The sequence below is a fragment of the Ochrobactrum sp. EDr1-4 genome (genome assembly GCF_049199085.1).
Taxonomy (GTDB): domain Bacteria; phylum Pseudomonadota; class Alphaproteobacteria; order Rhizobiales; family Rhizobiaceae; genus Brucella.
In genome coordinates this window covers 77,569-98,744 of sequence record NZ_JBLZOF010000001.1, presented here as the reverse complement: position 1 = coordinate 98,744, position 21,176 = coordinate 77,569, and the positions used below count along the sequence as shown (strand labels likewise).

Sequence of the window (21,176 nt, the reverse complement as noted above, 5' to 3'; positions counted from 1 at the left end):
TGCGCTGGATTGGAGGCTTGGGATGAGTAATCCACGCCTATCAATCATCCCTGCACGAGCTGCTACCGATTCCGCCTTGAAGCCGCGAGATTTGCAGGTGCTATGCGTCCTTGGCCGTCATACAGACGAATATGGATGGTGCCGTCGCAGTCAGGTCAAAATGGCTACTGAGATGAATTGCGGTCGCGCTACGGTGTTTGATGCCATCAACCGCCTGATCGGTGCTGGATATTTGGAGCGCCACGAGCAGGAAAGTGACAGCGGGCGCGATAGTGCGCATGTCTATCGCGTCATTCTCGATCCGAAACATCCTGATGTCTCATCGGTTCAAGATGCTGATACCCCCTGCCGGTATATCGGCACCCCTGCCGGTATATCGGCACCCCCTGCCGGTCATGAACCGGCACCCCCTGCCGCCTCTGGACCGGCACCTATTAACGACCCTTATTTAACTTCCCCTTCTAACGAAGAGAAAAAAGAGCGCCCGAGCGAAAATGAGAATGGGAATGAAAATCTGAATTCGACATCGCAGGATGATGACCCGAAAACAGCCGCATTCGAGAAACGGGTGATCCATTTCGTCAATGGCGTCGGTTACCATGCAGGTATTTGGCCAAAATGGGACAACAACACGACGCTGGACTGGATCAAGCGGCAGTTTTCTGGATTGTCAGTTGCAGAGCGTAAGGAAGCTGAGCGCTGGCGAGATGCTTATTTGCTGGATGCTGCTGAGCGCAAAGTGAAGCCGCAGCCGGTGGGTGCGTTTTTCCGTGATCGCCTTTGGAATGCTCTTGATCCAGAAATTCTGAAAAAGGCCGAAAGTTCAAAGGCGCAAGCTGCTCGTGCTGATGAAGCTAAACCTGATGGTTGGGCGGCTGGTTATGGTCCGGTTGGTATGTCGAGGATGTTTGCACTTCTGTTGGATGGGCCTACTGATCCAGTATTGGCGAAGAGTTCATTCTTACCGCGCTCAATGCTCGCAAAAGCATGGCCAGCACTGATGCGGTACCGCGACGTTCAACAGCAACGATCAGGCGCTGTGCTTCCAAAACAGTGGCATTTGGCTGGTGAGTTGATGGAGCCGGTACCGCAGGGAACAATCATACTTGCAGCGTGGAAAGATGAGTTCAAGCGCCGGGCTTGGCCATGGCCCTCTGAGTTCGATCGTATGCAGGTTGTATTCTGTCCGCGTGGTGGACCTTCATCAATTTATGATTTTGAAACGGCTTTGAGGGGATTGGGTGAAAATGATGGCAATTGATCAACGTCAGATCGACCACGCTATAGCATCTGCACCCAGTGAGGAGCATTGCCGGGCGATTGATAAGGTGCTTGCAGAGCGTCGTCGCATCGAGCGCATGAGATCAGCAGCAGCGATTCGCATGAGCGATGATTCTCCTTGGCTGATCATCAGGGTATCTGGAAATGAATTATCCATACGTGATGCGATGCTGGCTGCTGGCGTTGAAGTAAATGTCCCCATGAAAATGGGGAAAGAAAGGCGCAGGAGGAACGAAAAAATACCAGCTCAACCTGAGCCTGTTTTGGTTGGCTACATACTTGCCAGATGCAATATTGTTGCTGAAGCTTTGGCGGGTTTACTTACATTTACGGGCACGGTTTCCATTCTTGGTGGTTATGAAAATCCATTTCTTATGAGTGCTGAAAAAGCAAAGCAATTCAATGAGAAGGCTGAAAAAGGTGAATTTGATCATGAACGCCCGGCGACACTGTTTGTTGGTGTGAAAAAGGTCAAGATTATCGAAGGCCCATTTGCGGGCAAGATTGGTGACGTTGTTTCCAGCATAGGGGTAGGAAAGGGGACTGCCGTCATCGAGATTGACTTATTTGGTCGCCCTGTTCCCATGATTATGCCTCTTGCATTTCTCTCTCGGTTATGACGGTAATCTGTCCACGGATGATCCGGCTAGTACAGCGAACCTCGTTACACGGTAGCACGTGGGGACATAGTCCCGAGGCGACGCGCTCGGACCCAGCTTTGACAGTCTCAATCGCGAGACACCGATTCAGGGCCAGTGCGTAAGCTATGTTTGCAATTCACTAAATACACTGAGCGCCCAATGTGGCGCTCTTTCCGTATCTGTAGGGTAGAGGCGATGAAGCTAGATGTTTCTAGTACTCCGGGCAGTTCGTCTGCCGCCTTCCTGAACTTCGACACGAGCAGCTTTGATGAGATGCTTACTTCGCTAGAGCGTGAGGTGATGCCGAATGCTGCTGTTGCCGCACTCAATCGCGTGGCAGCTGTTGGTCGGCTACAAGTGCAGGAAGAAATGGAGCTGAAGCTCGACCGGGTTACGCCTTTTGCAAAGCGCGGCGTCATCTTTGAGCGAGCAAGTAAGGATCGGCTGTCCGCTACGGTTATGATCTCCGGGCGATCTTGGGCATCAAAGAATGCGACACCTCCGGCAAACTTCCTGACGCCTCAATTCTTTGGTGGTCAGCGAAACTTGAAATCCTTTGAGCGTCAGTTCCAATCAGCTGGTTATCTCAAGGCTGGCGAATATGCTGTCCCTGCAAGGGAAACACCGCTTGATCAATATGGCAATGTTCGGGTGGCCCTTATCGTCCGCATACTTGCGGACCTGAGAGTTACGCCGAGAACCGAGGGGTATAACCGCAAGCGCAGTGAGGCTTCAACGAAACGCAATCGGAACTATCGCTTCGCTCGTTTCTTTGTTGCTGATCGCAATTCGCACCTCCACCCCGGAATTTGGCAGCGGGATCCTCGTGATAACAGTATCAAGGCGGTATTCCTGTTCGTTCGAATGCGGCCTTACGCGAAGCGTATCGATTTCTTTGGTGTTGTGAAGGGCGTGGCCGAAAAGCGGTTCGGTCAGTTCATGGCGGAAGAGATCGGCAAGCGGATGAGACGATGACCGACCCGAAATCGATCTGAGCCTCAAAATGTTTCGGGTCCTTCCCCGCCGGGTCTGACTGCGGGTATTTCGCACGGCTGCATCGGGTCAGTCTGAGCCGGAAAACAAAGCCTAAACTCAAGGCTAAACTCCTAAACTCAAACGCTAAAGTTGGAACATTGAGCGCGGGATCAAGCGCCGCCGCTGCTTTATCCCGAGGTTGAGAAATGACAGCAACGCAATCGTTGCCCACGATGACGAAGGGCGAGTTTGCCCGATTGATCAATGTCACGCCGGGCCGTGTGTCTCAGTACATTGCTTCGGGCCAGATCGGACCGGATGCCTTGGATGGCACAGGGCGCAGCGCGCGCATCATCGTTGATAAGGCGCGCCGCCATCTGAATGGTCGGTTGGACGTTGCGCAGCGGCTTGGTCTGAATGGGATCGCAACACGCGCTGCGCCTTCAGAAGAACCGAAACAGGAGCTTGATCTTTCAAGTGCGCCACCAGTCACGCTTCCTCGCACAGATGCGGTTGCGGACCAGATTGCACTCGAAAAACTTGAGCAGGCGAAAATGCAAACCGCGCGGGCACGCCGCGAGGAAGCGCTTGCAGAGGGCCGGTTCATTTATGCAGACGAAGCGAAAGCAGAAATCACACGTGCCGTTGCGATGGCCTATCGGGTGATGGAAGGCGGGCTGGCCGATATGGCAACATATCTGGCTGGTCAGTTTGAGGTGCCGCAACGCGATATCCTGCATCATTTGCAGAGGTCATTTCGCGATGTGCGCGCCCGCGCTGCCCAAGGCTTTCGCGAGGCTGCTGAAAATGAACCGGCCCATGTGTCTGATGGGGGCGCTGAAACGGATGAGGATGAGGAATGACACTTCTCTGCAATCCGCGCCAGCTGACCTATCAGGTGCTGATGCAGCAGACGGAACCGCCGCCGCCCGTTGATTATCTCAAATGGGCGAAAGGTAATATCGTCTTTTCAGATCGTATCACGCAGTTTCCGGGACCGTATAACGAAGCGTTGTTTCCGTTCTTCTCGGAGATACTTCGCGCACTCTCGCCGGAAGATGCTTGCCGTATGGTGACGATCTCAAAATCGGCGCAGGTGGGCGGCACGGTTCTCGCAAATATCTTCACGCTCGGCACCATGGATATGGATCCGTGCGATTTTCTATATGTGCATCCAACTGAGGAAAACGCCTCACGTTGGTCCAAGCAAAAGCTGATGCCGCTGTTGCGTGAAACGACTTCACTTGCAGCACTCTTCCCGGAAAAAAGCCGGGATGGCAGCAATTCGATCCACTATAAGGAACGCGCAGACGGTCGCGGGGCTATTCAGGCAGCGGGTGCAAATTCGCCGTCTGGCTTGTCGATGATTTCGCCACGTAAGCAGGTGCAGGACGATCTGTCTAAGTGGCAGAACAATGAAGCAGGCGATCCAGAAAGTCAGGCCGAAAGCCGGTCGAAGGCTTTTATCTCGGCGAAGATTCTTAAAATCTCAACGCCACTGATTGCTCCAGGCTGTCGGATATCGAGTAACTTTGAACAAGGTACGCAGGAACGTTACCATGTTCCATGTCCGCATTGTTCGCATCTGCATGCTCTCGAATGGGAGAACATGCGCGATCATATCAATGTCGAGCATCCAGAAAAAGCTGGTTTCTTCTGCCCGAAATGCGGCGGGGAAATCAGAGAGCATCATCGCGCTTGGATGGTTGATCCGGCCAATGGCGCAAAGTGGGTTGCTAAATATGCTGAGCGGGCGCGTTATCATCGCTCGTTTCATATCTGGGTGGCTTATTCGCCGCTTGAAAGCTGGGAAGCACTTGCACGCGCATATCTCAATGTGCAGCGCGGTGGGCCTGATGATAAAGGCAAGAAATCCGGTGCCGAGCAGGTGTTTTTCAACGACTGGCTAGGCCAGCCATTTGAAACCGATGGCGAGGCGATTGGCTGGGAATTGCTGCGCGACCGTGCAGAACTGGGCAGCGTCATTCGTGGTGTTATCCCGCCACGTGCTTTGATCCTCACCATTGGCATTGATGTTCAGGGCGACCGTGTTGAGTGGCAGCTTCTGGGCCATGGCAAAAACCGATATCGCGTTGTTATTGATCGCGGCATTTTTGATGACACGGCAGGCCGGTCATTACCGGGCTATGTTGCGCATTCCGGTCATATCTCAGAGCCGCAGGTGCAATATGCGCTCTCGAAACTGATCCAGCGCGAATGGCCCGATTCATGGGGCAATAAGCGCCGCGCTGATCTGACCGCTATCGACGGCAACGCCTACACTGAGGATGTCTGGGAATGGGCGCGCAAGCATCCGATTACTGATGTCATCATGGTGCGCGGTGATAATCGCGAAGCGGCTCCCATGCTGGCACAGGTCAAGAAGGAAAAGGACAAGCGTGGCAAGCCGCTTCGGTATCAGCGCCGCTTCTTTAACTTCAACGCGTCGGTGATGAAGGCTTCGCTCTATCGATCCTACAAAAAGGAAGATCCGGAACAGACCGGCTATTTCGAGTTTGCTAAAGGTCTGGGCGATGACTTCTTTCAGCAGGCAACATCTGAGCGACGTGTGCAGCGTAAAAGCCGCGCTGGCCATCCCTATTACGAATGGGAGTTACCTTCTGGCATCCGCAACGAAGCACTCGATATGATCAATCAGGCACAGGCCGCAGCCCTTCGCCTCGGCATCAATTATTGGACCGAGGAAGAATGGGACGCACTGGCAGAGCGCCTTGCTAACGAGCCGCCACCTGCGCAGCTCGACCTTGAAGAAATGATGTTTCAGCCGGTGACACAAGCGCCGTCTGTAACAAAGCCTGTAACTCAAGAAAACAACCCGCTTGTAGCGGCAGCAATTGCCAGAGCGCGGGCACGAGCCTCACGCCGAGGCTGACAGGAGAAGTCATGGCCAGTCGTGAGATTATTCAGCAACGTCTCACCGAGGCACAGAACGCGTTGCATCGGTTGCTGACTGGTACCGCCACCGTGCAGCTGAGCTATCAGGGTGAAAGCGTCACCTATACCACTGCCGATGAAGGCAAGCTGCGTGGGTACATTAGAGAACTTGAGGCACAGCTGGGTATTGCACCTGCACGCACACGTGCGCGAAGGGTGGTGTTCGGATGAGCGAAACAGTCATTCTGGATGGTTACGGCAACCCATTGCCCGCAGCCGTTCGTACCGCAGCCCGAAGGCGTTATGCTATGAGTGCTGCCTATAGTGCAGCAAGTAACGAACATGCATCCATGGCAGCATGGAGGCCCGGCACATATTCCGGTCATTCAGCCCTTGGCCTTAACCGTGATGTTGTTGTTGATCGCATTAATGACGCGGTTCGTAATAGTGGCTGGGCTTCGGCTGGCGTGACGCGGCTGGTTGACAATGTGGTCGGTTCTGGGTGGCGCCTGTCATCAAAGCCGAACGCCCGGACGCTCAATCTCACAGAAGATGAGGCTGATGAGATTGGCGACCAGATCGAGGCGCTCTGGTCTGATGTGGCAACGGATCCCCGTAACTGGTTTGATGCCGAGCGCACAAAGTCGGTTTCAGGCATTCTTGGTCTTGCTGCCCGACACCGCTTTACGGATGGCGAAGCCTTCGCCGTGCTACCCTATCGTATGGGCGGCAATGGTTACGGCACATGCGTGCATGTGATTGACCCAGCGCGTTTGTCAAACCCGATTGGCCAAATGGACACCGAGACGCTGCGCGACGGTGTTGAACTCGACGAGTATGGCGCGCCGATTGGCTATCACGTTCGTAAGGCGCACGCAGGTGATGTTTTTGGGCGCATGCGCGATACCTTCATCTGGGATCACATTGAACGTGAAGATGAATATGGGCGACCACTTGCGGTACATTCTTATGAGGCAACCCGCGCAGGCATGACCCGTGGTGCATCACGATGGGCACCAATCTTGCAGCAGCTGAAACAGGTGTCGGATTACAACGATTATGAATTGCAGGCAGCATCGCTCAATGCTGTGATGGCAGCATTCATCAAAACGCCGTTCGATATGGACCAGTTGGCGGATTCTCTGGGTGCTTCCGATATCGGAAAGTCTATCAATTCGCTGGGTGCTGCGCAGGCAGCAGCTTATGCGGCTGATCCGATCCGGCTTAAGGGTGCGCAGATCAACTTCCTTAATCCCGGTGAGGATGTCGTATTCACGAAATCCGAGCATCCGAATGCTGCTTTTGAAGTGTTTGTGAATGCTGGGCTTCGCAATATCGCCTCGTGTGTGGGGCTAACATACGAGCAGCTCACGATGGACTGGTCGAAGGTTAATTATTCCAGTGCGCGTGCAGCGTTGCTCGAGATCTGGCGCGGCCTTTCATCTGAGAAATCTAGTTTCGCTCATTCCTTTATGCAGCCGATTTATTGGGCATGGCTGGAAGAGGTGTTTGATCAAGGTCGCATTCGTCTGCCGGCACGCGCAGTTTCATTTGAAGCCAATCCGGCTGGCTGGGTGCGTGCTGCATGGATTGGTAGTGGTCGTGGCTGGGTTGATCCTGAGAAGGAAGCCAAGGCCGCAGCCATCCGCCTTGCAACAGGACTGACCACTCAGGAATCGGAATCAGCCGAACAGGGTCGCGACTGGAAGGAAGATACAATCCAGCGTGCACGAGAACTTCGGTTTGCTCGTAAGCATGGTGTCACGCCGGGCGAAGCCGCAAGTGCGGGGGTTGTTTCGCGTTTCGTCAATGACCCAAGCAAGCCGGGCGAAGGCGATGAGGAAGAAAACAAATGATGCCATATGCGATGCCGGAAGTTGCGGCGCGCCTCTTCAATACGCCGCTTATGCTGCATGAGGGGAAAGCCAACATCATAGCGCGGGCCTTTGGTCCGCGTGTTCTCGGAAATGAGGTGAATGTGCGGGCTTCACCTGAGATGGGCGTTCTCACACAGGACATGCGTGAATTGCGCGACGGCTGGACTGGTGAGAAAACATATAACGGCCCCAAGATGGTCGGCTCAGTCGCCGTGATCGAAGCTGAAGGCTCTCTCGTCAATAAGGGTGCGTGGGTTGGTAAGTCCTCCGGTGTCACCTCTTATGAAGGTCTGAACATTCAGATTGCAGATTGCCATGATCGCGATGACATAAAAGGGGCTGTGTTTGAGATCGACAGCTTTGGCGGCGAAGTGGATGGATGCTTTAACTGTGCAGAGGATTTGTATCTCCTGTCGCAGAAAAAGCCGACGATTGCCATTCTGACTGATCATGCGTGTTCTGCCGCTTATCTGATCGCCTCCGCTTGTCGTCAGATTGTAATCCCTGCCACGGGTTACGCCGGTTCTATCGGAGTGATCTCGATGCATGTTGATGCATCTGAATGGGCAAAAAAGCAGGGGCTTGGCGTTACGATACTTCGAGCTGGTGAGCGCAAAGCGCGTCCCGGCATGTTTGAAGCCATGTCTGATGAAGAATACAGCACCGCAATTGAGGATCTGGAATCCATGCGTGTGTTGTTTGCCGAAACCGTTGCCCGATATCGCAGCGGTCGCATTTCTCTTGATGCCGCACTCGCAACCGAGGCGGATACGTTTCGCGGCCAGAAAGCAGTTGATCTTGGCATTGTCGATGCTGTTGCTCGGCCCAAAGATGCCTTCAACGCTTTTCTGGAAGCGATAGGCGCGTAAGCGCAACGCCTGACCCACTCCTACAATCACATAAGGAATTGAGCCGATGTCGCTTTCACGCGCTATCCGGGCTGCCGTCACTGGCCGCTCCCTGAAATCACGTCTTGAAGAAGATAAGCCAGAGGAACTTGAGGACGATGAACGTCCGGAAGAAGCCGAAGGCGACGAAAACAACGATCCGGCAGCGGAAGGCGATGAAGATACAAAGCCTGAAGCCGACGAAGACGAACCGGTTGCGGACGAAGACAAAGACGAAGGCGAGTTTGCGCGCGGTCGCCGTGCTGAACGCAAGCGCATGTCTGCCATTTTGAGCTGTGAGCAGGCGGACGGCAATCCTTCGCTCGCTGCGCATCTCGCATTCAGCACCAATATGAGTGCTAAGAATGCGATTGCCACGCTGAAGGCATCTGGCCCGGCTGCATCGGCAAAGGCTCCATTATCTTCGCGCATGAATGGACGCGTTCCAGCCCTTGGCAGTGGCGGCGTTGTTACCCAGCCAAAGACCGCTGATGCGAAGCTTGTGGCCTTTGCCAAGAACCGGGCGGCGGCGCGCAAGGCATAAAGCCTAAGCCCGAGCTACCTTTCACACATTCATAGGGGAGAGCTGCAAATGCAGACCCAAAATTACACGCCGGGCGATCTGCTCGTTGGCGATTATCCTGTTGCTGTGCGCACGGCCACAATTGGTGCAGGTCAGGTTTTAAAACGTGGTGCCGTTTTGGGTGATGCCGCTGGCACATTCAAATTATCGGCATCTGCTGCAAACGATGGATCTGAAGTCCCGTCAGCAGTTCTCGCCGTCGATGTCGATACCTCTGCTGGTGCCGTCCAGGCCCGCATTTATGCATCTGGCGGTTTTGATAGCTCCAAACTCATTCTGGGTGCGGGTCACACTGTCGATAGTGTTGAGAAAGCTTTCCGCGAAGCATCGGCACCGCTCTTCACCCACAAGCTCGCTTAACCGCAGTAATCCACCACATGCGTTTTTGAACGCTAACTTCAAGGAATTTCCGGAATGGAAAACTATCTTTTCAGCACGGTTGCGCTGACTGCGGTTATCGAATCCCGCGACCGTCCGACCGCATGGATCCGCGATACATTCTTTCCGAATGGCTTCCAGTCAGATTCGGAAGAAATCGCATTCGATAAGCTCAAGCGCCGTCGCAATGTCGCGCCGTTTGTTTCGCCACTGGTGCCGGGCCGTGAGCGCGCCATTCGTGGTCGTCAGACCACAACGTTCAAACCGGCTTACGTAAAGCCAAAAAATACTATTCGTCCAGGCGAAGGTTTCCGTCGCCGTCCGGGTGAGCGTATCGGCGGCGAAATGAGCGCCGAGGATCGCTACCTCCAGACCGTTACCGATACGCTCTTTGATCAGGATGATGAAATCACCCGTCGCGAAGAGATCATGGCAGCGGAAGCCCTGAAGCTCGGCAAGATCACTGTGAGCGGTGAAGACTATGAAACGCAGGTCATTGATTATGCTCGCAAGGCAGAATTGACCGTTGCTCTGACTGGTGCAAACCGTTGGGGCGAAAACGGCGTTAAAGTCCGCACATCCATTCGGGATTGGGGCACGCGCGTGGCTAAGGCTTCGGGTGGCGCTGCAACTGAAATTATCCTTGGTGCGGAAGCCGCTGAATTGCTTCAGACCGATGAAGAAATGCGCCAACTGCTCGATAATCGTCGTCAGGCTGATGGCATCATGCAGCTTGGTCCTATCGCGGCTGGCAGCGAAGACATGGTTGCGGTTTATCTCGGCTCGGTCGGTCAGTTCAATTACTGGCAGTACACGCAGCTGTTTCAGGATGACGCCGGGAACGACATTGAAGTGTGGCCGAGCCTTGGTGTTGGCGTGATTTCGCCTTCTCAGTTGCAGGGCTTCATGGCGCACGGTGCGATTCAGGATGTTGGTGCTCGCCTGTCGCCGCTCTCACGCTTTGCCAAAATGTGGGAACAGCAGGATCCATCGGCAACGATGCTGATGACACAGGCCGCTCCGCTGCCGGTTCCCGGCGACGCGAATGCGTCCTTGTTCGCCTTGGTTCGTTAATCGAACCAGCTCAAACGGAGAATTAATTCCATGGCTAAGAAATTGATCACGCAGGCTTATGGCGCGACACTCGTTGTTGGGGGCAAAGATATTGCTCCCGGCACGCCAGTGCCATTGCCAGAAGATGAAGCCAACCGCATTGCGCAGCTCTTCGGCGTCGTTGAAGCTGTGAACGAGGCTGTCAAACCTGCCCGTTCGCAGTCTTCCTCGCAAAAGCCTTCCGAAATCGATCTGCTCGCCAAAGCAGTCGAGCAGGCGCAGCAGACCTTTGATGCTGCGAAGGCAGCATTAGAAAGTGAAACTGCGGGTGATGATGAGCTGAAAGCTTTTGAGGCAGCGGAAGCGGCACTCAATGTAGCTGAAAACGCGTATCAGGACGCGCAGGGCTGATGTCTCGGCCCGCTGTGTTTGCCGGTATGGGAGGCGCGTTTGTCGCCTCCCTCGGCAACGTCGATATCGAGCTGACGATTGGTGATGATGCACGCGAACCGATGCGAGGTATATTTCGCCGGGTTCGCGACACCGATCTTCTTGACCTTGAAGGGGTTGCGGCGGAAGGCATTCGTTATACGCTCGCCCTTGAAGGATATGGCATTGACGACGTGCGGCAGGGCGACACGGTTAAAATCCTTGCCAGTGATGACGGCAAGAACATCGGTGACGTGTTCGAAATTGCCAGTCATGTTGATGACGGTCGCGCTATGAAGCGCTTCTTTTTACGGAATTACTGACCATGCACCTGCGCTATCAGATCCTTGAAAAGATTAAGACCGATCTCACCCCTGTTGTTGCGGGTAAAGCTGGCAAAGTCTCCCTCATGCGCTCCAATGCCGTTGAGCAAGAGGATATGCCATTTTTCACGGTCATTCATACCGGCGAAACTTCGACACCTGATGGCGTCATTTACGACGATATTACGGGTCAGGAACTGGCACGCATCAACCGTCGTCTGATGGTCAATGTGATCATCCACTTTAAAGGGCGATCCAACCCGCAGCGCGAATTTGATGATCTGGCAGCGCTCGTTGAAGCCGCGTTGCCGCCCTCACATCTGGGTGGGCTGGTGATCGACATGCTGCCCACCGCTTCCGAAATGTTCATCGATCCGCAAACTGCGCAGAGCCTTGGTTCGGGGCGCGTCGTCTTTGAGGTGACTTATCGCACCTTCGCGGGCATTCCCGACCGGGCTGCCTAAACTTCTCGTTCAATTTACAGGAGAATTTGCCATGGCTCAGTACATGGGGCGTGAACTTGTCATCAAAAGATACATGAACGCCGATCAGGAATTTGTTTCAGTATGTGTTTCGGAAGCCCGTTCCATCGAAATCAATAACGAAGAGATCGATATTACGAAGCCGGATTGTGCAAATCCCGGCAGTAAGCTTGTTCGCTCGTTAATGTATGGCATGCAGAGCATCGGCTTGCAGTTGGATGGCGCGTATGTGGGAAACGCTGCACAAAAGGCAATGACCGCAGATGCAGTCAACCAGATCGTCACTGCTTATCAGATTGTCGTTCCGGGTGTTGGTACTTTTGAGGCAGATTTTCTTGTCTCAATGACACTCTCTGGTGACAAGACTGGCGAGTTGCAGGCGCAGGGACGGATGTCCGCAACAGGCGAAATTGGCTTTACGGCGGCAGTATGATGGACCCAATTTTTAATCCGGCACGCGGTGAGGCATCTTGCCAGATCGGCATGACAAAAATTGTCATGGTCGTTGAATTTGCGCGTCTAGCGCAGCTTTGCCAGTTGGCTGACTGTGATGACATGCAGACGCTCTATAAGCGTCTCATTGGCTTTCACCCGAAAACCGTAATGGCTGCGATCCGCGTTTTGACCACCCATGTCGATGGGGATGAGGAAGCGCGTAAGCTCGCCCATCAAGCCATGCAGCAGTTGAGCGGCGCAGACGAACCAGCATTTCGAGACGCAATTACCAAGGCGCTGTCTGGTCATATTGCTGAAGGTCGTAAGAACCGCGGTGAACCGAACCCTATCGCTGATCTTGATCGTGCTTTCGATAGCCTTGATCCGGGAAACGCCCCAAGCCCTTCAGTGTAAAAGATCGCATACGACATATGGAGCGCATCGCTACCGGCCAGCTTGGGTGGGAGCCGCGCTCATTTTGGCGATCAACTTGGCCTGAAGTACAGGCCGCAATTGAAGGGCGGACAGGTCGAAAATTCGATGATGTCATTACGCCAGAGCGGGCACGTGAAATTGCCCGTTCCCATCCCCCTACAAAATCTATCCGGAGTAAGCCTCAATGAGTACACGCGCCGATATTATGGCCTTTATCGGCGCGAATGCTCGTGGCTTTCACGATGCTATGCGTCGTGTGCGGGGCGATGCCAAAGACACGGCGCAAGATACACAGCGCGAGTTTGCAAGTCTCTCCGCTGGAATGGACCGCAGTTTCAATTTCCTGAAAACATCCCTTGCTGGATTAGGTGTCGGCATTAGTTTGGCCGGCGCGCAGCAGGTCATCAGCGATATTGCTTCGATTGATCGTGAAGCCCGGCGCGCTGGCGTCTCCATCAAAGCATTTCAGGAAATGCGATATGTGGCTGAGAAAAATCGCATTGATGTTGATGCGATGATCGATGGCTTGAAGGAATTAAGTCTTCGCGCTGATGAGTTTGCAGTGACCGGCAAAGGGTCCGCGTCAGAGGCGTTTAATCGCTTAGGCTTTGATGCAAGCGATGTTGCAAAAAGGCTGAAAGAACCGTCCGAGTTGTTTGTTGAAATCATCGGGCGTGTAAAGCAGCTCAACAAAGCCGCACAGATCCGCATCATGGATGAGCTTTTTGGCGGTAGTGCTGGCGAGCGGTTTGTTGAACTTATTGCGCAGGGTGAAGATGGAATCCGTCAAGCGATACAAGAGGCGCATAATCTGGGAATTGTGATTGAAGATGAGCTTGTCAAAAAAGCCGCCGATCTTGATCAGGAATTTAATACGGTCGTGACGACCGTTGGCAACAATCTTAAACAGGCTGTTGTTAGTGTCGCGTCTGAAGTTCGCTACATTCTCGACCTATTTAACAATATCGAAAATCGCAGTATCTCCACGCTTGAACAGCAGCTTGCAGAAAAGCGGCGTGAGCGCGAATCCATGGATGCAGGCGGCTTGCGCGGCTTTGTGGCTCGAGGACGCGATGGCGGGCGCATTCCGGTCATTGAAGAGGAAATCGCAGCCCTTGAAAAGCTGATTGCAACTAAGAAAGAAACGGTTAAGCCTCCGGAGCCAGCCTCTGGAAAGCTGACATTTGATCCCATTGAAACGCCGGAGAAGAAAAGCAAGGCCAGCAAGGCGGCAGTTACAGACGCTGAACGGCAAAAGAAGACCGCAGACGAGCTTATTCTGTCTCTTGAACATGAACTTTCCATCATTGGTCTGACAACAGAGCAGCAAAAGCTCTCAAATGAACTGCGCAAACTTGGTGCCGGAGCCACGCAAGAGCAAAAAGATCGCATTACAGAATTGATCACCGTCATCGATGCGCAGAAGGCTGCACAAGAGCGCTCTAACAAAGCGCAGCAGGATTTTATCGATGGCCTTGACCAACTTGGTTCCGATGCGGTTGACGCCCTTGGCAACGTGATTGCCCGTACTGAAGATGCCGCCGATGCCTTTAAGAAACTGGCCATTGAGATTGTGAAATCAGCTCTTACAGGTAAAGGCGCTTATGCCGATTTCTTCAACGGTTTATTTGGTGGCAGCGGTGGTGGTGGCTTAGGACTTGGTGGCATTGTCGCCGGACTGTTCGGTTTTGGTGGTCAGAAGTCCATTGCCATGAATGGCGGTATTGGCCTCTATGCCAATGGTGGCATTAGTGACAAACCTGCGATCTTTGGTGAGGCTGGTCCAGAAGCGGCTGTTCCCTTGCCTGATGGCCGCAGTATTCCTGTCGACTTGCGGCTATCTCAGTTGCCGACTATTCGCGATAATTCTTCTTCAAATAATCAATCATCCGGCCCCGTCACCATCATTGTTGATGTGAAGGGTGCCAACGGCAACTCGGAAATTCGCGAAATGGTGGCATCTGGCGTTCAGGAAGGTCTCACTCAATTTGATCGAGAGATTCTGCCACGACGCTTTAAACAAATCGCTCAAGATCCATATGCGGTAGGTTAAAATGGCAGATACACTACAGCTTTCTGAGCTTGCCGATCATCTGCCAGTGCTAAGCGCGCCTTGGGTCATTCAAGAGCAGATGGAATATTCGGGTCTTGGCACAGGGGAAGTGTTAGCGGCAAAACTTGCTCCAAGCAGATGGGCGGCTCAAGTTAGCTTGCAGCCGGTCAACCGTCTGGTTGCTCGCAGTTTGCAAGCTCGATTAGAGGCTTTGGGCGGGCCGATTGGTAATTTTTACTTTGCCAGCCCAACCAATCTCTACCCTGCGAAAGATTCTGGTGGTTCAATTCTTGGCTTAATAAAGCCCTCGATTGATCTTGTCGGCACAAACAATAAATCATTGTCGTTTAAAAGCCTGCCTGCGCACTATCAGCTGACAGCGGGTGATATGCTGGCAATTGATTATGGTTCGCAGCCCGTCCGCCGTTACCTCGGTCGTTTGACAGCAGATGGCATAGCATCGGCAAACGGCACCACGGCTCCAATCGGCATTTATCCTCATCTTCCTGCCGGTATCACATCTGGGCTGATTGTGAATTTCATCAAGCCAGCCGCCAAGGTGTTCATTGCGCCGGGAACTTTGCAGGTGCCTTCGACTGGTAACTTCCCAGCCATCACATTTGAAGTTGTGCAACGCCCATGAAAGGAAGCGGTATGGATATGTCGATGCAAAGTAGCGTCATGAAATGTGGCACCACAGTTATTGCGAGCTGTGGTGACCAATCGAGTGTTTTACTGTTTGCCGACGATGCTGGCGCGAGTAGCGCCTATAACGCCTTCAAGAACCTGAATGGCGACTCCAAAACTTTCCGCCTCCGTCTCAATGGATATGCCGTCGGTGACGAAGCTCTTGGCGTTAAACATTAGTTCTTTGCCAATGGTATCGAGCCATTCGACCCCTTGTTCCTCTGATGCCTTCTGCAGTGTTACGCGAAGTGCATCAATCATAACGGCGCTAATTGCTTTGTATGTCGGCACATCCTGCTTAATACGCAGATGTAAGAACGGTTCTTTTTCGCTCATTTCCAGCCGCCCATTGTTGAACTCAGCCAATCAATGCGAGTCTCAGGCGCTTGTCGATCATCCGAAGGTCTAAATCATGAAAGCTTACGATCAGGCGACACTTACGGCCTTGCAGAACCGTGAGGCAATCGCGCCGTTTAATCTGCTGTGGATTGAGGCCAAGAACCGCGACAATGGTGGGCTTGAAGCAATTGGCTTCTGGAATGGTTTGGACGTTCAAGACGTAACCGTAATCAATCCAGAAACCAATCTGCCTATTGTGCGGACTTATTACGGCGCAGGCTCATTACTGGATATTCCTGCCATCCCGCAGGAAAGCGATTTGACCATTCGCTCGATCCGCATTCTGCTTAGTCAGGTTGATGCTGTCACGCAGTTGGCCGTTCGCGGTTTTGAAGTGCGCCATGCACCAATCCAAATCCATCGCGGCTATTTCGATGTTGATACCATGCGTCCGGTCGCTCCTGCTCGATCCCGGTTTATTGGCTGGGTCAATAATATGAAAATCAATACGCCTGCTGCGGGTGGTTCGGGCAATATCGAGCTTACCTGTGTGTCTCACACGCGCCAGCTCACAAAGACCAATCCACTGCGCCGGTCAGATGAACAACAGAAGCGCCGCCAAGGTGATCGGTATCGTAGGCATACCGATGTGGCTGGCGAATGGCTGCAAAACATATTCTGGGGGGAGGCAAAGAAATGACGATCAAGCGTTATCACGACTGGCGCACGCGTCTCTCAGTCTATCTTCATGAAATCGCACATGAGCCTTTTCAATGGGGTGTGCATGATTGTGCCTTGTTTGCTGCTGGTGCAGTCGAGGCCATGACCGGCGAGGATTTTGCAGCCGGTTATCGTGGAAAATACAAAACGCTCATAGGCGGGCTTCGCAAGCTTAAACAATCAGGTTTTGACGATCATGCCGCTATGGCCGCATCGCTTTTTTATGAATGCCACCCTTCATCCGCTCATGTCGGCGATCTTGCTGCGATAGAGACAGATCAGGGCGTTGCGCTTGGCGTGGTGCAGGGGCAGCGCATTTATGTGCTTCGCCCTGATCAAGCCGGTATTGGCACGGTGGCGCTTTTAGACGCCAAGCGGACGTTTCACGTTCCATTTAACTGACAGGTAATCAGCATGAAAATCTTGCGCATTGCGGCGTGGGTGGTTTCACTCACGCTGAGCATGATGCTGCCTGCTCACGCGGGGCCGGTTGCCGCCGCTGTTGGTGCGGTAGTCGGATTGCTCAAGGCTGGTGGCATTGCTGCGACCCTGATTAAGCTTGCGTTCGGCATCGCGTTTCAGTTGGGTTCGAGCCTGCTTGCGAAAATGTCTGCAAAAAAGCAGACGCAGCCCGGCATTGTCGGTCAGGTCCAGATGGGTGGCGACAAGTCGCTGTCGTTTATCGTCGGGACTTATGCCACAGCCGGTCATATGGAATATGTCAATTCCTTTGGCAAAGTCGACGATGTTGAAAACGCTGTTCTGACGCAGGTTATCACGCTTTCTGACTTGCCCGTGCAGAGCATCGGTAATCGTGTGTTCGTCAATGGCGAAACATGCAATCGTGATCCGAGCATTGTTACAAGTTCGGAAGCTGCCAAGCTTGGCGCAACCAGCTACCCCATCAAGGAATATAAGTATTCGCGTTGGTGGTTTACGTTTCTCAAATACTATTTGGGTGACCAGACTACGGCTGACGCAAATCTTGTCGCAAAGTTTGCAGGTGATGAGCGTCCATGGTTCTCAGACATGGTCGGTCGTGGTGTTGCCTACGTCATCGCAACGGCTGAGTTTGAGCGCCACCTGATGACGGCTATTCCTGCTTTTCGTTTTGAAGTGCAGGGCATCAAACTTTATGACCCGCGCAAGGATAGCCGCGTGGGTGGCAACGGCTCACACCGTTGGGGCAATGAAGCAACATATGAGTGGACCGATAATCCTATTGTTATCGTCTACAATATTCTGCGCGGCATTCATTATCAGGGTGAGTTCATCTGGGGTGGAACGGTAAAGCTTTGGGGCTTGCCGCTATCCGGCTGGATGGCTGCAATGAACGAATGCGATATTCTCGTGCAGATCGAGAATGGCCAGTTCGAAAAGCAATTCCGCTGCGGCTATGAAATCCGCACTCTTGATCAAGATCCAATGGACGTGATCGAGGAGCTTCTTAAATCCTGTAATGGCCGTATCTCTGAAAGTGGTGGCATTTATAGTGTCCGCGTCGGTCCACCCGCATTGCCGGTAGCGTTTCTGAGCGATGACGAGTTTGTCATTACGAAAGAGCGCGAGTTTGACGCTTTCCCCGGTCTGGAAAACACCTTTAATGGTGTGACCGGAACATGGCCAAGCCCTGATGCTGCATGGGAAATGAAGGATGCGCCACAGCGTCGTTTCCCTGAATATGAAGCTGAGGACGAAGGCCGCATTCTGCTGGCTGATGTGGAGTTTAATGCTGTACCGTTCGCAAATCAGGTGCAGCGATTAATGATGGCGCTTGCAAAGTCAAATCGTCGTTTCCGCAAGCACATTGTGACATTGCCGCCTTGGGCTGCTGTTCTTGACCCTTTCGACGTGATTGCGCTGACCAGCCCGAAAGAAGGCTATCAGAACAAGCATTTCGAGATCATGGGGATAGATGATCAGCCGAATGTCACACAGGTGGCGTCAATCAACGAAGTTGACCCTTCGGATTATGATTGGAATGCCAATCGTGACACGTTGCCTTGGTCGGTCGGTCCACTTGTTCCGAATTGGCCTGCGCCGCAGATGATGTTTGGCTGGAATGCGCAGCCAGCAGAATTGAAAGACGCAACTGGAACTTCACGGCGACCAAGTATTGAGGTGTTTTTTGCAGCCAATTTTACGGACGTGAGGGCGGTCCGGGTTGTCGCAAAGCACGTTACTACTCAGCAAATCTCCTTTGACGGGGAGTTGTCTTATGGTGATCCAGACTATGACAATCCAAGTCGGTCTGTAATTCTCAATGGTGTATTCCTGAACGACGAGGAATACCTGGTTCAGGGCATTTATCTGCCATTTTCTGGTCGTCAGACGGAATGGTCGGAATGGATACCCGTTAAAACGCCTGATGTTCGCCTCGGTTCAAAAGATCTTTATCCATTCGATATTCCAGCGTTCAATCAGAGCCTTCAGGATCTGTGGCGCAATCAGAATGAGAATGTTCGACGTGTCGAAAATGAAGTGACGCGTATGACAACGGCTCTATCTGATCTTGGGGCTGACAGTGAGTTCGAAATGGCCGGTATCCGTGAGGAAATCGGTGTTCAGGGCGCAAACTATCGGCGCCTTGTGCTGGTGGAAGCGAACGAGCGAAAAGCGCAGGTTACAAGGCTTGAAGAGCTTGATGCTCAATTGGCGGGCAATATCGCCAATGTGCAGGAGTTTGCGCAGGCGACTGCAACCGAAGTGGAAGCTATTTCACAGACAGTCACGCAGACACAGGCGCAAGTCGGTGCTGTCTCGGCAAATGGCTATTTTCAGGTTTATTCTGAAGCTGCCAGCAGTGGCGCATTGTCACGTATCGTTCTAAGCGTTTCGACCTCTCAAGGCGGCGTAGCCGTTCAAGGTGCTATCTTTCTTGAAGCCATGTCGAATGGCAAATCCCGTGCCATCTTTGATGCTGATGAGGTTTATTGGACGAACGGGGCGGCTCGTGACCGTCCAATGGCCTACATTAATGGTGAGTTGACACTCACGGTCGCAAATATCGGCACTGCATTCGTGGACAACATCAGATCGCGCAACGGAGCTTTGTGGCTTCGGGGTTATGACAATTACGGCGATATTCGGATTTTCACAATATGAGCCACCTTGCAATCGGTCTTAAACCGGGCTTCGGCCCGGTGGTCGCTGTCGTGCGTGACGACAACGCGGAATGGACGGCGATACCTGTCACAGACTACTCGAAATTCTTCATCAGCACCGAAGGGCAAGATTTATCTTATATCTTTGATAAGTATTTCTTTTCGAATGGATTCAATGAGAGTGATTACCCAGTCGGGTCGTCAAGCGTTCAAGGAAATGCTTATTCCATTGATGGCAATCCATTAGCAACGTCAAAACGTGGCGTGACTGGTATGCCGGTACAGTTTGTTAGCTCGTCAAGAAATTGGGGCTATTGCGAAATATTCGAGCGGTTTCCAGAATTGGGCGGTATAATCCCTATTTTTGAAATCAAACTTATCGATCAAAATGGCCGAGTTAAGATTTTTGATTTCGACGGTGCAGATGGCAACAAGCGGCTTTTCTCAATCGGCACCATGTATAACTCAGTCATAAATTACGTGGAGCCGGTGAATAACAACGCCGTTTACGCAGGTAACGCTTATAATAAACTGCATAACGCTTTTAATTTTACTGGATGGTGCGGGAGAGCTACCAATTATTCCGGACCGGCCAACTCTTATGTAGTGCTCAATGTAGGCGACACTTATCGACTATTGTCATGCCAGTGGGATTTGCCTGCTAATAATGCGCCGTTACCTTTCCCCAACGCAGCGCCTGTACCGGGGCAAGAAGTTGTCAGAATATCTGGAAGTGAAGTTAAGATCGCGCGGCGCGGTCTGACGGTTGATACCACCAATCCGCGTGGATTACAGATCAATTCCAATAAAGCGCCAATCATGTGCGTCATGATGGGAACTGTGCCCGTGATGCAGCCTGGAGCGAGTTACTATTATCCAAATACATCGCCAATTCCGCTTCATGAGACGATGTTTCTTGACCCGCTCCTGAAGTATGACGGCTTTGAATATTCGATCCCGCCTGTTGATCCTTCTGTCAGCAGATCAGGCAAGGAATGTCGCTTTTACTATCGGATCGACCCGAATGGCATTACGTTCTGGAATGAAGGGAATTACGCTGTCGGCTGCAAATTCATGGTCTACGCCACGAGCATTGCTGGCAATACATCGGGCGGCAATCAGGTGCTGCGACGTGTCTTTAATGACGTGCAGATCAAGCGTCCCGGTTCGAATGATGTTAATCCGAGCAGTAATGACATTCTGCTTGATACCCGCTTCCCATCGGTGAGGATATTAAAACAAGATTGGATACCAATCTCTGCTTTCTCTCCTGCCAATAGTCTGAATAATCTATTCGGAACACATGCTGCCATCGTTCCATTTGAGAACCATGCGGGTATGTTTGTGTTTCCGAAGGTTGTCGGCAACTGGCCGAAAATGATGGCGCAGGGCTACTACAGATCGCTGCGACCGCCAAATGTCGTGCAATGGCGAACATCGAATTATTGCATGACAACCGTTGTCGAAGCTAACCGCATGGTCATCCACATGTCTCCCGGCGCTCCTACGGACGTTAGGGCCGACACTGGATTTGAGTACTCCATGCCTGATCCAACCGGCGTCCGATATTACGTCTTGGGCGCGACCCAAATCTAACCA

The 21,176-nt window shown here is 52.7% G+C and carries 23 protein-coding genes; 22 read left to right on the top strand and 1 reads right to left on the bottom strand.

Annotated features, from left to right (window positions below; genetic code table 11):
- Window positions 1-22: 22 nt before the first annotated feature.
- The 18 genes from ACOZHT_RS00490 (at window position 23) to ACOZHT_RS00405 (ending at window position 15,370) form a co-directional block, all read left to right on the top strand.
- On the top strand, window positions 23-1,261 hold the full coding sequence (locus tag ACOZHT_RS00490; RefSeq protein WP_421565230.1) for a helix-turn-helix domain-containing protein: 1,239 nt from the start codon (window positions 23-25) through the stop codon (window positions 1,259-1,261).
- Window positions 1,248-1,901, top strand: a complete 654-nt coding sequence (gene nusG, locus ACOZHT_RS00485; protein WP_421565229.1) for a transcription termination/antitermination protein NusG — start codon at window positions 1,248-1,250, stop codon at window positions 1,899-1,901. Before ACOZHT_RS00490 ends, nusG begins: the two co-directional genes overlap by 14 nt.
- A gap of 216 nt (window positions 1,902-2,117) precedes the next feature.
- The gene (locus ACOZHT_RS00480) at window positions 2,118-2,897 is read left to right on the top strand and encodes a hypothetical protein (protein WP_421565228.1); all 780 of its coding nucleotides are present in this window, start codon (window positions 2,118-2,120) and stop codon (window positions 2,895-2,897) included.
- 206 nt (window positions 2,898-3,103) lie between these two features.
- On the top strand, window positions 3,104-3,760 hold the full coding sequence (locus ACOZHT_RS00475; RefSeq protein WP_421565227.1) for a hypothetical protein: 657 nt from the start codon (window positions 3,104-3,106) through the stop codon (window positions 3,758-3,760).
- The gene (locus ACOZHT_RS00470; RefSeq protein ID WP_421565226.1) at window positions 3,757-5,790 is read left to right on the top strand and encodes a phage terminase large subunit family protein; all 2,034 of its coding nucleotides are present in this window, start codon (window positions 3,757-3,759) and stop codon (window positions 5,788-5,790) included. The genes ACOZHT_RS00475 and ACOZHT_RS00470 overlap by 4 nt, the downstream gene beginning before the upstream one ends.
- Before the next feature lie 11 nt (window positions 5,791-5,801).
- Window positions 5,802-6,023, top strand: a complete 222-nt coding sequence (locus ACOZHT_RS00465; RefSeq protein WP_140905159.1) for a phage head-tail joining protein — start codon at window positions 5,802-5,804, stop codon at window positions 6,021-6,023.
- Window positions 6,020-7,648: a phage portal protein gene (locus ACOZHT_RS00460; RefSeq protein WP_421565225.1), complete on the top strand. Its 1,629-nt coding sequence runs from the start codon at window positions 6,020-6,022 to the stop codon at window positions 7,646-7,648. Before ACOZHT_RS00465 ends, ACOZHT_RS00460 begins: the two co-directional genes overlap by 4 nt.
- A complete protein-coding gene (locus ACOZHT_RS00455; RefSeq protein ID WP_421565224.1) occupies window positions 7,645-8,538 on the top strand; it encodes a S49 family peptidase in 894 nt (297 codons plus the stop codon). Before ACOZHT_RS00460 ends, ACOZHT_RS00455 begins: the two co-directional genes overlap by 4 nt.
- Window positions 8,539-8,584: 46 nt before the next feature.
- Window positions 8,585-9,100, top strand: coding sequence for a hypothetical protein (locus ACOZHT_RS00450; protein ID WP_421565223.1), 516 nt, complete (start codon window positions 8,585-8,587; stop codon window positions 9,098-9,100).
- Between the two features lie 48 nt (window positions 9,101-9,148).
- Window positions 9,149-9,499 (top strand): head decoration protein, encoded by a 351-nt coding sequence (locus tag ACOZHT_RS00445; RefSeq protein ID WP_421565222.1) that lies wholly within the window; start codon window positions 9,149-9,151, stop codon window positions 9,497-9,499.
- Window positions 9,500-9,553: 54 nt separating this feature from the next.
- Window positions 9,554-10,591, top strand: a complete 1,038-nt coding sequence (locus ACOZHT_RS00440; RefSeq protein ID WP_421565221.1) for a major capsid protein — start codon at window positions 9,554-9,556, stop codon at window positions 10,589-10,591.
- 30 nt (window positions 10,592-10,621) lie between these two features.
- Window positions 10,622-10,981, top strand: coding sequence for a hypothetical protein (locus tag ACOZHT_RS00435; RefSeq protein ID WP_421565220.1), 360 nt, complete (start codon window positions 10,622-10,624; stop codon window positions 10,979-10,981).
- On the top strand, window positions 10,981-11,322 hold the full coding sequence (locus ACOZHT_RS00430; protein WP_421565219.1) for a hypothetical protein: 342 nt from the start codon (window positions 10,981-10,983) through the stop codon (window positions 11,320-11,322). Before ACOZHT_RS00435 ends, ACOZHT_RS00430 begins: the two co-directional genes overlap by 1 nt.
- A 2-nt stretch (window positions 11,323-11,324) precedes the next feature.
- Window positions 11,325-11,786, top strand: a complete 462-nt coding sequence (locus ACOZHT_RS00425; RefSeq protein ID WP_421565218.1) for a hypothetical protein — start codon at window positions 11,325-11,327, stop codon at window positions 11,784-11,786.
- A gap of 31 nt (window positions 11,787-11,817) precedes the next feature.
- Window positions 11,818-12,237 (top strand): phage tail tube protein, encoded by a 420-nt coding sequence (locus tag ACOZHT_RS00420; RefSeq protein ID WP_421565217.1) that lies wholly within the window; start codon window positions 11,818-11,820, stop codon window positions 12,235-12,237.
- A complete protein-coding gene (locus ACOZHT_RS00415; RefSeq protein WP_421565216.1) occupies window positions 12,234-12,653 on the top strand; it encodes a hypothetical protein in 420 nt (139 codons plus the stop codon). Before ACOZHT_RS00420 ends, ACOZHT_RS00415 begins: the two co-directional genes overlap by 4 nt.
- A 205-nt stretch (window positions 12,654-12,858) precedes the next feature.
- Window positions 12,859-14,727 carry a hypothetical protein gene (locus tag ACOZHT_RS00410; protein WP_421565215.1) on the top strand — a complete coding sequence of 623 codons (1,869 nt, stop codon included), beginning with the start codon at window positions 12,859-12,861 and terminating at the stop codon, window positions 14,725-14,727.
- A 1-nt stretch (window position 14,728) separates the two neighbouring features.
- Window positions 14,729-15,370, top strand: a complete 642-nt coding sequence (locus tag ACOZHT_RS00405; protein WP_421565214.1) for a hypothetical protein — start codon at window positions 14,729-14,731, stop codon at window positions 15,368-15,370.
- An 89-nt stretch (window positions 15,371-15,459) separates the two neighbouring features.
- On the opposite strand, the gene ACOZHT_RS00400 is transcribed toward ACOZHT_RS00405, so the two are convergent.
- Entirely contained in the window at window positions 15,460-15,750 is a 291-nt protein-coding gene (locus ACOZHT_RS00400; protein ID WP_421565213.1) for a hypothetical protein, read from the bottom strand.
- A 76-nt stretch (window positions 15,751-15,826) separates the two neighbouring features.
- On the opposite strand from ACOZHT_RS00400, the gene ACOZHT_RS00395 reads away from it, so the two are divergent.
- The 4 genes from ACOZHT_RS00395 to ACOZHT_RS00380 are packed head-to-tail and all read left to right on the top strand — an operon-like array spanning window position 15,827 to window position 21,173.
- Window positions 15,827-16,453, top strand: a complete 627-nt coding sequence (locus ACOZHT_RS00395; RefSeq protein ID WP_421565212.1) for a hypothetical protein — start codon at window positions 15,827-15,829, stop codon at window positions 16,451-16,453.
- On the top strand, window positions 16,450-16,875 hold the full coding sequence (locus tag ACOZHT_RS00390; RefSeq protein ID WP_421565211.1) for a DUF6950 family protein: 426 nt from the start codon (window positions 16,450-16,452) through the stop codon (window positions 16,873-16,875). The genes ACOZHT_RS00395 and ACOZHT_RS00390 overlap by 4 nt, the downstream gene beginning before the upstream one ends.
- Before the next feature lie 12 nt (window positions 16,876-16,887).
- On the top strand, window positions 16,888-19,578 hold the full coding sequence (locus ACOZHT_RS00385; RefSeq protein WP_421565210.1) for a phage tail protein: 2,691 nt from the start codon (window positions 16,888-16,890) through the stop codon (window positions 19,576-19,578).
- Window positions 19,575-21,173 (top strand): hypothetical protein, encoded by a 1,599-nt coding sequence (locus ACOZHT_RS00380; protein WP_421565209.1) that lies wholly within the window; start codon window positions 19,575-19,577, stop codon window positions 21,171-21,173. Before ACOZHT_RS00385 ends, ACOZHT_RS00380 begins: the two co-directional genes overlap by 4 nt.
- The last annotated feature ends 3 nt before the right edge of the window (window positions 21,174-21,176 follow it).

What these genes read in the sequence shown, in the direction of transcription:
- ACOZHT_RS00490 (WP_421565230.1), top strand. Translation starts at nt 23, where the DNA reads ATGAGTAATCCACGCCTATCAATCATCCCTGCACGAGCTGCTACCGAT.
- nusG (WP_421565229.1), top strand. Translation starts at nt 1,248, where the DNA reads ATGATGGCAATTGATCAACGTCAGATCGACCACGCTATAGCATCTGCA.
- ACOZHT_RS00480 (WP_421565228.1), top strand. Translation starts at nt 2,118, where the DNA reads ATGAAGCTAGATGTTTCTAGTACTCCGGGCAGTTCGTCTGCCGCCTTC.
- ACOZHT_RS00475 (WP_421565227.1), top strand. Translation starts at nt 3,104, where the DNA reads ATGACAGCAACGCAATCGTTGCCCACGATGACGAAGGGCGAGTTTGCC.
- ACOZHT_RS00470 (WP_421565226.1), top strand. Translation starts at nt 3,757, where the DNA reads ATGACACTTCTCTGCAATCCGCGCCAGCTGACCTATCAGGTGCTGATG.
- ACOZHT_RS00465 (WP_140905159.1), top strand. Translation starts at nt 5,802, where the DNA reads ATGGCCAGTCGTGAGATTATTCAGCAACGTCTCACCGAGGCACAGAAC.
- ACOZHT_RS00460 (WP_421565225.1), top strand. Translation starts at nt 6,020, where the DNA reads ATGAGCGAAACAGTCATTCTGGATGGTTACGGCAACCCATTGCCCGCA.
- ACOZHT_RS00455 (WP_421565224.1), top strand. Translation starts at nt 7,645, where the DNA reads ATGATGCCATATGCGATGCCGGAAGTTGCGGCGCGCCTCTTCAATACG.
- ACOZHT_RS00450 (WP_421565223.1), top strand. Translation starts at nt 8,585, where the DNA reads ATGTCGCTTTCACGCGCTATCCGGGCTGCCGTCACTGGCCGCTCCCTG.
- ACOZHT_RS00445 (WP_421565222.1), top strand. Translation starts at nt 9,149, where the DNA reads ATGCAGACCCAAAATTACACGCCGGGCGATCTGCTCGTTGGCGATTAT.
- ACOZHT_RS00440 (WP_421565221.1), top strand. Translation starts at nt 9,554, where the DNA reads ATGGAAAACTATCTTTTCAGCACGGTTGCGCTGACTGCGGTTATCGAA.
- ACOZHT_RS00435 (WP_421565220.1), top strand. Translation starts at nt 10,622, where the DNA reads ATGGCTAAGAAATTGATCACGCAGGCTTATGGCGCGACACTCGTTGTT.
- ACOZHT_RS00430 (WP_421565219.1), top strand. Translation starts at nt 10,981, where the DNA reads ATGTCTCGGCCCGCTGTGTTTGCCGGTATGGGAGGCGCGTTTGTCGCC.
- ACOZHT_RS00425 (WP_421565218.1), top strand. Translation starts at nt 11,325, where the DNA reads ATGCACCTGCGCTATCAGATCCTTGAAAAGATTAAGACCGATCTCACC.
- ACOZHT_RS00420 (WP_421565217.1), top strand. Translation starts at nt 11,818, where the DNA reads ATGGCTCAGTACATGGGGCGTGAACTTGTCATCAAAAGATACATGAAC.
- ACOZHT_RS00415 (WP_421565216.1), top strand. Translation starts at nt 12,234, where the DNA reads ATGATGGACCCAATTTTTAATCCGGCACGCGGTGAGGCATCTTGCCAG.
- ACOZHT_RS00410 (WP_421565215.1), top strand. Translation starts at nt 12,859, where the DNA reads ATGAGTACACGCGCCGATATTATGGCCTTTATCGGCGCGAATGCTCGT.
- ACOZHT_RS00405 (WP_421565214.1), top strand. Translation starts at nt 14,729, where the DNA reads ATGGCAGATACACTACAGCTTTCTGAGCTTGCCGATCATCTGCCAGTG.
- ACOZHT_RS00400 (WP_421565213.1), bottom strand. Translation starts at nt 15,750, where the DNA reads ATGAGCGAAAAAGAACCGTTCTTACATCTGCGTATTAAGCAGGATGTG.
- ACOZHT_RS00395 (WP_421565212.1), top strand. Translation starts at nt 15,827, where the DNA reads ATGAAAGCTTACGATCAGGCGACACTTACGGCCTTGCAGAACCGTGAG.
- ACOZHT_RS00390 (WP_421565211.1), top strand. Translation starts at nt 16,450, where the DNA reads ATGACGATCAAGCGTTATCACGACTGGCGCACGCGTCTCTCAGTCTAT.
- ACOZHT_RS00385 (WP_421565210.1), top strand. Translation starts at nt 16,888, where the DNA reads ATGAAAATCTTGCGCATTGCGGCGTGGGTGGTTTCACTCACGCTGAGC.
- ACOZHT_RS00380 (WP_421565209.1), top strand. Translation starts at nt 19,575, where the DNA reads ATGAGCCACCTTGCAATCGGTCTTAAACCGGGCTTCGGCCCGGTGGTC.